Annotated in this window: 2 rRNA genes; both read left to right on the top strand. The window is 51.7% G+C overall.

Annotated elements, in window-relative coordinates:
* Window positions 1–1,707, top strand: a 23S ribosomal RNA gene (locus tag NX782_RS26100); the annotation flags it as partial.
* A 121-nt stretch (window positions 1,708–1,828) separates the two neighbouring features.
* Window positions 1,829–1,941, top strand: a 5S ribosomal RNA gene (rrf, locus tag NX782_RS26095).
* Window positions 1,942–1,953: the final 12 nt, after the last annotated feature.

Raw genomic sequence — 1,953 nt, 5'->3', positions numbered from 1 at the left:
ATATGGTAGGAGAGCGTTCTGTAAGCCTGCGAAGGTGTCTTGTAAAGGATGCTGGAGGTATCAGAAGTGCGAATGCTGACATGAGTAGCGATAAAGAGGGTGAAAAGCCCTCTCGCCGAAAGCCCAAGGTTTCCTGTTCAACGTTCATCGGAGCAGGGTGAGTCGGCCCCTAAGGCGAGGCAGAGATGCGTAGCTGATGGGAAGCAGGTTAATATTCCTGCACCGTCGTATGATGCGATGGGGGGACGGATCGCGGAAGGTTGTCTGACTGTTGGAATAGTCAGTTTCTGGTTCATAGAAGGTGCTTAGGCAAATCCGGGCACGTAATTCAAGGGACTGGGACGAGCGGGTTTATCCTGCGAAGCAATCGGAAGTGGTTCCAAGAAAAGCCTCTAAGCTTCAGTCATACGAGACCGTACCGCAAACCGACACAGGTGGGCGAGATGAGTATTCTAAGGCGCTTGAGAGAACTCGGGAGAAGGAACTCGGCAAATTGGTACCGTAACTTCGGGATAAGGTACGCCCCGGTAGCTTGATTGGTTTACTCCATGAGGGTGAAAGGGTTGCAATAAACTGGTGGCTGCGACTGTTTAATAAAAACACAGCACTCTGCAAACACGAAAGTGGACGTATAGGGTGTGACGCCTGCCCGGTGCTGGAAGATTAAATGATGGGGTGCAAGCTCTTGATTGAAGTCCCAGTAAACGGCGGCCGTAACTATAACGGTCCTAAGGTAGCGAAATTCCTTGTCGGGTAAGTTCCGACCTGCACGAATGGCGTAACGATGGCCACACTGTCTCCTCCCGAGACTCAGCGAAGTTGAAATGTTTGTGATGATGCAATCTACCCGCGGCTAGACGGAAAGACCCCATGAACCTTTACTGTAGCTTTGCATTGGACTTTGAACCAATCTGTGTAGGATAGGTGGGAGGCTTTGAAGCGGGGACGCCAGTTCTCGTGGAGCCATCCTTGAAATACCACCCTGGTTTGTTTGAGGTTCTAACCTTGGCCCGTGATCCGGGTCGGGGACAGTGCATGGTAGGCAGTTTGACTGGGGCGGTCTCCTCCTAAAGTGTAACGGAGGAGTTCGAAGGTACGCTAGGTACGGTCGGACATCGTGCTAATAGTGCAATGGCATAAGCGTGCTTAACTGCGAGACCGACAAGTCGAGCAGGTACGAAAGTAGGACATAGTGATCCGGTGGTTCTGTATGGAAGGGCCATCGCTCAACGGATAAAAGGTACTCTGGGGATAACAGGCTGATTCCTCCCAAGAGTTCATATCGACGGGGGAGTTTGGCACCTCGATGTCGGCTCATCACATCCTGGGGCTGTAGCCGGTCCCAAGGGTATGGCTGTTCGCCATTTAAAGTGGTACGTGAGCTGGGTTTAAAACGTCGTGAGACAGTTTGGTCCCTATCTGCCGTGGGCGTTGGAAATTTGAAGGGGGCTGCTCCTAGTACGAGAGGACCGGAGTGGACGAACCTCTGGTGTACCGGTTGTCACGCCAGTGGCATTGCCGGGTAGCTAAGTTCGGAAGAGATAACCGCTGAAAGCATCTAAGCGGGAAACTCGCCTTGAGATGAGATTTCCCGGAGCCTTGAGCTCCTTGAAGGGTCGTTCGAGACCAGGACGTTGATAGGCTGGGTGTGGAAGTGCAGTAATGCATTAAGCTAACCAGTACTAATTGCCCGTACGGCTTGTCCCTATAACCTTGGCAGTCAAAAGCCAGGTGATGACAGCTTTTTGTTGAACACACAGAGAACAATAAGAACTTACTTCTTCCGGATTCAGGGCAGCAGTCGAAGACGCTGCCCGTACAGTTTATGCCTGATGACCATAGCAAGTCGGTACCACCCCTTCCCATCCCGAACAGGACCGTGAAACGACTTTGCGCCGATGATAGTGCTGCAACCAGTGTGAAAGTAGGTTATCGTCAGGCTAATTATTAAGC

It is taken from the genome of Massilia norwichensis (assembly GCF_024753245.1).
Lineage (GTDB): Bacteria > Pseudomonadota > Gammaproteobacteria > Burkholderiales > Burkholderiaceae_D > Telluria > Telluria norwichensis.
The sequence above is the reverse complement of the archived record's forward strand: the minus strand, read 5'-3'. Positions and strand labels throughout refer to the sequence as shown.